Genomic DNA, 8,837 nt, shown 5'->3' on the forward strand with positions numbered 1-8,837 from the left:
TGGTTCTACCCGCAAGCGGCGCAACGCAGGATCGGGGAACCTGGGGTGCCAACCCCACAACTTAATGAACGAAGGGGCTCGGCCGCTTTTGCGCGCGTTCGGCGTTGCGGCTCCCTTGTGCAGAATGACTGCACGGCAGTCGCCGCGCCTTGTTCGCACGCAAAAGCGACTCGAGCGCGAGCGTGTACATTAATCAGTGTTTCCCTAGGATGCCGCGATGACCGACTTCGATCCCGACCCGTTCGACCCCGCGCCTTTCGACCGCGAGCCTTTCGACCCCCGGGACTACGACCCGCAGACCGTAGCCATCCGGCACGGCTACCAGCGCACGCCGGAGGGCGAGCACTCCGAGGCGATCTTCCCGACCTCCAGCTTCGTATTCGGCTCGGCCGCGGAGGCCGCCGCACGCTTCGGCGGGGAGGTCCCCGGCAACATTTACTCGCGCTTCACCAATCCGACCGTGCGCACCTTCCAGGACCGCCTGGCGGCGCTGGAGGGGGGCGAGGCCTGTGTGGCCACCGCCTCCGGCATGTCCGCGATCCTCGCGACCATGATGGGGCTGCTGAAGGCCGGCGATCACGTGGTCTGCTCGCGTTCGGTGTTCGGCACCACCACCGTGTTGTTCAACAACTACCTGGGTCGTTTCGGCGTCGAGGTCAGCTACGTCGAGCTGTCGAACCTCGAGGCCTGGGAGGCCGCCACCCAGCCGAATACCCGGCTGTACTTCTGCGAGACGCCCTCCAACCCGCTGGGCGAGGTGGTGGACATCGCCGCGCTGGCGGAGACCGCGCATCGCCATGACGCGCTGCTGGCGGTGGACAACTGCTTCTGCACGCCGATCCTGCAGCGTCCGCTGGATCTGGGCGCCGACATCATCATCCACTCGGCGACCAAGTTCCTCGACGGCCAGGGGCGCTGCCTGGGCGGCGCGGTGGTCGGCGATGCCGAGCGTGTCGGCAAGGACGTCTACGGCTTCCTGCGCACCGCCGGCCCGACCCTGTCGCCATTCAACGCCTGGGTGTTCCTGAAGGGGCTGGAGACCCTGGCCCTGCGCATGCGCGCCCACAGCGACAACGCCCTGGCCCTGGCGCAGTGGCTGCAGGCCCATCCGAAGGTCACCGCGGTGCATTACCCCGGGCTTGCGGACCATCCGCAGCATGCGATCGCGAAGCGCCAGCAAAGTGGCTTTGGCGGCGTGCTGAGCTTCGAGGTCGCCGGCGGGCGCGAGACCGCCTGGTCGGTGATCGACGCCACCAGGTTCCTGTCGATCACCGCGAATCTGGGCGATACCAAGACCACCATCACCCATCCGGCTACCACCACCCACGGTCGTGTGGACCCGGACAGGCGCGAGGCTCAGGGCATCACCGAGGCCCTGGTGCGGGTCGCGGTCGGGCTGGAGGCGGTCGCCGACATCCAGCGCGACCTGGCCCGCGGGCTCGACGCGCTCTGACGCGGTCGCCGGATCGACCGCACGGATATGTCCAGACCCGAGCCCGGTGATGTCCATCCGAAGCCGCGCCGGCGCCCGCGCTGGCGGATCCTGCTGACGGTTGTTATTGGCTTCCACCTTCTGGGGTTCCTGTCGTCGCTGGATGCGCTGATGTCCACCCGTACGCCGCAGGGCGCGGTGGCCTGGATCGTGTCGCTCAACACCGTCCCCTATGTGGCTGTGCCGGCCTACTGGGTATTCGGCGCCAGCGAGTTTCGTGGCTATGTGGTCGCGCGCCGCGACGAGGATTCCGCCCTGGCGCGGGCGTTGCAGCCGAAGACCGAGGAGCTGTGGTCGCACCAGTACATCGCCGAGGAACCCAGCAAGCACCTGGACGGGGTGCAGCGGCTGGCGCGCTGGCCGTTTCTCCATGGCAACGAGGTCGAGCTGCTGGTGGATGGCGAGGTGGCCTTCGACAGTATCTTCGAGGGGATCGAACAGGCCGAGCGCTACCTGCTGGTGCAGTTCTATATCGTGCGCGACGACGCGATCGGGCGCGAACTCCAGCGGCGGCTGGTGGAGCGGGCGCAGGACGGGGTCGAGGTCTACTTCCTGTATGACGAGATCGGCAGCTACCGTCTGCCCGGGAGTTATCTGGACACCCTGCGCGAGGCGGGGGTGCATGTGCAGCACTTCCACTCGACCCGCGGGCGGGGCAATCGCTTTCAGCTGAATTTTCGCAACCACCGCAAGATCATGGTGGCCGATGGCGAACAGGGTTGGGTCGGCGGCCTGAACGTGGGGGACGAGTATCTCGGGCGGGACCCGAAGATCGGGCCCTGGCGCGATACCCACCTGCGGATCGAGGGGCCGGCCGCCCTCGCCCTGCAGTCGGTGTTCCTGGAGGACTGGCACTGGGCCACCGAAGACATCCCGGAGCTGGAATGGCAGCCGGCGATGATGGCGGACGACGGCGTCCCGGTGCTGATCCTGCCCTCCGGCCCGGCCGACGAGTTCGAGACCGCCAGCCTGATGATGCAGCAGGCGATCCACGCGGCCGAGCGGCGCATCTGGATCGCCAGCCCGTACTTCGTGCCCGACGAGGGCGTGCAGGGCATGCTCAAGCTGGCGGCGCTCAGTGGCGTCGACGTGCGCGTGCTGATCCCCGAGGTCACCGACAACCCGCTGACCACGCATGCGGCCTACGCCTTCCTGGGCCCGCTGCTGGATGCCGGCGTGCGCGTCTACCGCTATCAGGAGGGCTTCCTGCACGGCAAAGCCTTCGTGGTGGACGACATGGGCGCGGCGGTGGGGACCGTGAACCTGGACAACCGCTCGTTCCGCCTGAACTTCGAGGTCACCGCGCTGGTGATGGATCCAAGGTTTGCCCGCGAGACGGCGCGCATGTTCGAGGCGGATTTCGCCCGCTCGCGCGAGATGACCCGGCAGGACGTGGACGATCTCCCACTGTGGCGCCGCGTGGCCGCGCGGGCCGCCTATCTGCTGGCGCCGGTGCTGTAGGCTTTTGGGCAGTGGTCGGTAGGTTTGATCTGTGTCATGTGCAGGCGCCGCGCCAGTGCTAGACTTGCACGGAATATGCCGCTTATAGGCCTGCCCGTGTCGCGAGCCCTGCACCATTTGCTGAACCTGCTGATCGTCGCCGCCCTGTTGCTGGCGCCGATCGCCGGTGCCGGGATGATGCACGGCAATGTCGCGGACAACATGACCGCGGCGGACCACTGCGCGGGTGAGGGTGCCGGATCGCTGTCGGAACCCGTGCCGCTGGACCTTTTCCCGGACTTCGTGATCCAGGCCGAGCCCTCGGCCTGCGAGATGCCCTGTGCGGTCTGTGGTGCCTGCGGGGTCCCGGCCCTGCCTTCACCTGCTGGCATGCCGGTCACCGCGGCTGCACCCGTTCTTGCCTCCCTTCCCGTCGCCATGGGCCCCGGTACCCCCGTGGCACCGGATCTGCGCCCACCCCTCTGAGTCCTCCCTGGTCGGGGTTCCGCCCGGCCACGGGTGATCGTGGATCACCCATGCGGTGAGCGGTGTCGCACATCGCAGTTGTCACTATGTCCTTGGGAGGACTACACCATGATGCATGGACAAGGTTTTGGCTGGATGACGGGGCTCGGCTTCGGCCACGCTCTGGCCCACTGGCTCTTCTGGATCGGGATCCTGTTGCTGCTGGTTCTTGGGGTCGCGGCCCTGATCAAGTATCTGTTCAGCAATCGTTAAAGGAATCGCACGATGACGACGGAAGCGAAGCCGGCGGATGCCCGCGAGGCGGTGGTGATCGTCCCCGGCATGGGGTCGGACCACTGTGCGGGGATCGTGCGCGCGGCGCTGGAGAAGACCCCGGGCGTGGCCTCGGTGGGGACCAATATCGCCCGCCACCGGGTGACGGTCGGATACGACCCCGAGCAGGTGGACCCGCAGGGGTTGCGGGCCGCCGTGGAGGGGGCCGGCTACGATGTTGCTCAGGTCGAGGGCGCGGCGGGCGGTGCCGGTGCGGTACGCCTGGTGGTGCCCGGCATGGGGTCGGATCACTGCGCGGGGATTGTGCGCGGTGCGATCGAGAAGCTGGACGGCATCCAGGCGGTGCGCACCAACATCGGCGATCACCGTGTGACCGTGGAACCCGGTCCCGGCGGTCCCGACGCCGAGGCCCTGCGTGCCGCGGTCGAGGGGGCCGGCTATGACGTGGCGGCGGTGGAGACCGAGGAGGCCGGCAGCGAGGCGGACGACGCCGAGATCGACGCCGCCTATCTGAAGCAGGCCTGGCGCCGGCTGTGGATCGCGATGATCCCGACCATCGCGATCATGGTGCTGATGATGCCGCACATGTTCTGGCAGGAGATCCCCGGCTATCTCCTGATCATCGCCGTGCTGGCCTTCCCGGTGGTGTTCATGGCCGGGGGTGCGGCCACCCACCGTTCGTCCTGGCGCGCGCTGAAAAGCGGCAGCCTGAACATGGACGTGCTGATTTCCATGGGCTCGCTCCCGCCCTATCTACTGGGGCTGATCGGCTTCGTCTACCCGATGACCTCGTTCATCGAGATGGCCGCGACCATCATGGCCTTTCACATGCTCGGGCGTTACCTGGAGTACCGCGCCAAGGGCGAGGCCTCCTCCGCGATCCGCAAGCTGCTGGATCTGGGCGCGAAGACCGCCCGGGTCGAACGCGACGGCGAGGAGGTCGAGGTGCCGGTGAAATCGCTGCAGGTGGGCGAGGTGATGATCGTGCGCCCCGGCGAGAAGATCCCTACCGATGGCGAGGTGGTCGCCGGCGAGAGCACGGTGGACGAATCCATCGCCACCGGCGAGTCGGTGCCGGTGGACAAGGGCGAGGGCGATACCGTGCTCGGCGCGACCCTGAACCAGCAGGGGCGGCTGAAGGTGCGCGCAACCCGCGTGGGGGCCGACACCTTCCTGTCGCAGGTGATCCGTCTGGTGAACGAGGCCCAGGGCTCGCGGGTGCCGGTGCAGGAGCTGGCAGACCGCATCACCGCGCGTTTCGTGCCGGCGGTGCTGGTCATCGCACTGGCCTCGTTCGCGGCCTGGCTGGCGTTCTCCGGGGCGCTGCAGCCGATCCTGATCTGGGGCGAGGGCTTCCTGCCCTGGGTCGACTCGGAGCGTCCCCCGATCGTGCTGGCGCTGCTGGCGGCGATTGCCGTGCTGGTCATTGCCTGCCCCTGTGCGCTGGGGCTGGCCACGCCCACCGCGCTGATGGTCGGCTCCGGCATGGGGGCCGAGCGCGGGGTGCTGATCCGCTCGGGCTCCGCGATCCAGACGCTGAAGGACATCCGCGTGATCGTGCTGGACAAGACTGGGACCATCACCCGCGGGCAGCCGGCATTGACCGACGTGATCGCGGCCGAGGGCTTCGATGACGCTCGCGTGCTGCAAGCGGCCGCGGCCGTGGAGGCCGGCTCCGCGCACCCGCTGGCCGAGGCCATCGTGCAGGGCGCGCGCGACCGGGAGCTGGCGATCGCCGAGGTCGACCGGTTCCAGTCGCACACCGCGCGCGGGGTAGAGGCTCGTCTCGACGGAGAGCGTGTCCTGGTCGGCAGCCAGCGGCTGCTGGAGGAGCAGGGCCTGGATCCGTCCGGCCTGCTGGAATCGCTGCGGCGGCTCGAGGATGCCGGCAAGACCGCCATGCTGGTGGCCATTGGCGATCGACCGGCCGGCATTGTCGCGGTCGCCGACACGCTCAAGGAAGAGTCGCAGGCCGCCATCGAACAGCTGCATGCCCTCGGCATCCGCTGCGTGATGGTCACCGGCGACAACGAGCGCACCGCCAACGCGGTGGCCGCGCAGGTCGGGATCGACGAGGTCCGCGCCGGCGTGCTGCCGGAGGGCAAGGTCGAGGCGATCCGCGAACTGCAGGCGGAGTACGGCGACCACGTGGCGATGGTGGGCGACGGCATCAACGATGCCCCGGCGCTGCAGCAGGCGAACGTGGGCATCGCGATTGGGGCCGGCGCGGACGTCGCCATCGAGGCCGCGGACGTCACCCTGGTGCGCGGCGAGCTGACCAAGGTGGTCGAGGCCGTGCAGCTCTCGCGCATGACCTTCCGCAAGATCGTGCAGAACCTGTTCTGGGCCTGGGGCTACAACTCCGCGGCGATCCCGATCGCCGCGGCCGGCCTGCTGCACCCGATGATCGGCGTGATCGCGATGACCGCCAGCTCGCTCTCGGTCATCGGCAACTCCATCCTGCTGCGCCGCACCATGCCCAAATCACAAGGAGAACAATCATGAAACGACGCCAGTTTCTCGGGCTGGCCGCGGCGCTGCCCGTGGTCACCACGTTTGGCGGCTGGACCCTGTTCAACCATGCGGTCTCCGCCCCGCGTTTCGACAACACGCTGTTCCTGCCCGGGGGTGACGGTGCGTTTGCGGTGCTCGCGCCCGATGCGCCGTTCACCCTGGTGGCCGAACAGGGGTGGTTGCCGGTACCGGGCCGCAGCGAGACGCCGTTCCTGTGGTATCGCACGCAGGTGAACGGTGCCGACTATCAGAATCCGATCCTGCTGCTGCGCACGGGCGACGAACTGGACGTGACCCTGGACAACCAGCTCGACGAGGGCACCATCATCCACTGGCACGGCCTGCATGTGCCGGGCCGGGAGGACGGGCACCCGATCCATACGGTCGACCCCGGGGAGCAGTACGAATACCGCTTCAAGGTGACCAACCGCGGCGGTACCTACTGGTATCACACCCATGCCCACCACCGGACCGCGCGCCAGGCCCACCAGGGACTGGCCAGCTTCCTGCTGGTCGGGGATGACGACAACGACGCCCTGAACGAGGCCCTGGACCTGGAGCTGGGCAGCACCGATCTGCCGCTGGTGCTGCAGGACAAGCGCTTCGACCGGCTCGGGCATCTGGTGTACCAGCCGAACCCGATGCAGGGGATGATGGGGTATCTCGGGGACGAGGTGCTGGTGAACATGACACCGTCCGCCAGCCACGAGGTCGAGCGTCGCATCCATCGCCTGCGCCTGCTGAACGGCTCCACCGCCCGGATCTATCGCCTCGCGCTGCGGGCCGATGGCGAGGCGGTCCCGTTCCAGGTCATCGGCACGGACGCGGGTCTGCTGGAGTCGGCCCGGGAGGTGGACGAGGCCTTCCTGTCACCGGGCGAGCGTCTGGAGGTGCTGGTCGACTTCGCGGCCTTTGCCGGGGGCGACCGGGTGGAACTGCACAGCCTCGAATTCGACCCGATGGCCGGCGGCGGCATGATGGGCCGCGGTGGCATGGGAGGAGGCATGGGCGGCGGTGGCATGGGCCGGATGATGGGCGGCGCAATGCACGACGGCGACCCGCTCGCGCTGCTCGAATTCGTGGTCCGCGAGGGCGAGGCCGTGACCGCTCGGGTGCCCGAGCGCCTGTCGCGGATCGAGCCCATCGACGTCACCGATGCCAGGGAGCGGGACATCCGCCTGGACATGGCCCCGATGCAGTGGCGCATCAACGGCGAGGTCTATGACCCGGACCGGGTGCCGATCGAGGTGGATGCCAACACGAAGGAGGTGTGGGTCATCCGCAATGCGGACCACAGCATGCCGCATCCGATGCACATCCATGGCTTCTCGTTCCAGGTCCTGTCGCGCTCCGGCGGCCCCGATTTCGTGCGCGAACAGGCGGTCAACGACGACGGGCTGACGGTCGCGGATCTCGGCTGGAAGGACACGGTCCTGCTGTGGCCGGGCGAGACCGTGCGCATCGCCATCGACTTCACACACGACTACGATGGCGACCAGCTCTACGTGTTCCACTGCCACAACCTGGAACACGAGGACAACGACATGATGGTGAACGTCCGCGTGCGTGCCTGATGGCACGCCTGCACGTACAGGGAGATCCATGAACGCGACACCGCGACCGGAGGCAAACCTCTACCGGGCGGCCGAGGCCGCCCTGCTGGAATCCGATCCGGAGGGCAAGTGCGAGCGCGTGCTGGGGCTGATGGACGCCTGGTGGTCCGGCGCGACGGCGCCGGCAGCGGCGCCACCCCCGCGGCGCCTGGAGGTGCCCGGGCGCCCCGAGCGTCCGGTGCTCGTGCATCCGCGCGAGTTGCCGCGGCGCGGGCTGCACAGCACGGCCGGGCGGGTGGCGCTGGTGCATGCCGTCGCGCATATCGAGTTCAACGCAATCAACCTGGCGCTGGACGCCGTCTATCGCTTTCGCGACATGCCGGCACCCTTTGTCAGCGACTGGTTGCAGGTGGCGGCCGAGGAGGCGCGCCATTTCCGGCTGTTGCGTGCGCGGCTCCACGAGTTGGGGGCGGACTATGGCGACCTGCCGGCCCACAACGGGCTGTGGGAGGCCGCACTCGCGACCGACCACGACGTGATGATCCGCATGGCCCTGGTGCCGCGCGTGCTCGAGGCGCGCGGGCTGGACGTGACCCCCGGCATGATCGAGCGCCTGACGGCGGCGGGCGATCATGTGACCGTGGCGCTTCTCGAGATCATCCAGCGCGAGGAGGTCGCCCACGTGGCAATCGGCTCGCGCTGGTTTCGCGAGCTGGCCCATGCACGCGGGCTCGATCCCGAGCCGCTGTTCCTCGAGCTGCTGGCCGAGTACATGCCGGGCCGCGTACGCCCGCCCTTCGCCCACGCCGCCCGCCGCGCCGCCGGCTTCACCGACTCCGAGATGGCGCAACTGGAGGCCCAGGCCGCCGCCGAGCCGTCGCCATAGCCCCGACCGCCTGCCTTGATGAGGCTGGTCCTGGTTCGGCATCCGGTGTTTACGGTGGTTTCGGCTAGCCGCCTGCCATGCGCTGTCTCGCCAGCGCACCGCGAGTTACTTCTTTGCTCGTGCAAAGAAGTAACCAAGAAACACGCCCGGGATTCGCCCAGGAACCTTGCTCCGGACGCGCCAGGCCGGCGGC

7 protein-coding genes are annotated in these 8,837 nt (G+C 68.5%); all 7 read left to right on the forward strand.

Going from position 1 to position 8,837, the window contains the following annotated elements:
* Positions 1 to 217: 217 nt before the first annotated feature.
* The 7 genes from G372_RS0100330 (at position 218) to G372_RS0100360 (ending at position 8,644) form a co-directional block, all read left to right on the forward strand.
* Entirely contained in the window at positions 218 to 1,453 is a 1,236-nt protein-coding gene (locus tag G372_RS0100330; RefSeq protein ID WP_019624671.1) for an O-succinylhomoserine sulfhydrylase, read from the forward strand.
* 27 nt (positions 1,454 to 1,480) lie between these two features.
* The gene (gene cls, locus G372_RS0100335; RefSeq protein ID WP_019624670.1) at positions 1,481 to 2,953 is read left to right on the forward strand and encodes a cardiolipin synthase; all 1,473 of its coding nucleotides are present in this window, start codon (positions 1,481 to 1,483) and stop codon (positions 2,951 to 2,953) included.
* Between the two features lie 96 nt (positions 2,954 to 3,049).
* On the forward strand, positions 3,050 to 3,418 hold the full coding sequence (locus G372_RS0100340) for a hypothetical protein (protein WP_018863649.1): 369 nt from the start codon (positions 3,050 to 3,052) through the stop codon (positions 3,416 to 3,418).
* 108 nt (positions 3,419 to 3,526) lie between these two features.
* Positions 3,527 to 3,670, forward strand: a complete 144-nt coding sequence (locus G372_RS14245) for a hypothetical protein (protein WP_018863650.1) — start codon at positions 3,527 to 3,529, stop codon at positions 3,668 to 3,670.
* Between the two features lie 12 nt (positions 3,671 to 3,682).
* Complete coding sequence (locus tag G372_RS0100350; RefSeq protein WP_019624669.1) at positions 3,683 to 6,196, forward strand: heavy metal translocating P-type ATPase; 2,514 nt, start codon at positions 3,683 to 3,685, stop codon at positions 6,194 to 6,196.
* Complete coding sequence (locus G372_RS0100355; RefSeq protein ID WP_019624668.1) at positions 6,193 to 7,779, forward strand: multicopper oxidase family protein; 1,587 nt, start codon at positions 6,193 to 6,195, stop codon at positions 7,777 to 7,779. The genes G372_RS0100350 and G372_RS0100355 overlap by 4 nt, the downstream gene beginning before the upstream one ends.
* A 28-nt stretch (positions 7,780 to 7,807) precedes the next feature.
* Entirely contained in the window at positions 7,808 to 8,644 is an 837-nt protein-coding gene (locus G372_RS0100360) for a ferritin-like domain-containing protein (protein ID WP_019624667.1), read from the forward strand.
* The last annotated feature ends 193 nt before the right edge of the window (positions 8,645 to 8,837 follow it).

The sequence above is a fragment of the Thioalkalivibrio thiocyanoxidans ARh2 genome, assembly GCF_000385215.1.
In the GTDB taxonomy this organism is placed as follows: domain Bacteria; phylum Pseudomonadota; class Gammaproteobacteria; order Ectothiorhodospirales; family Ectothiorhodospiraceae; genus Thioalkalivibrio; species Thioalkalivibrio thiocyanoxidans.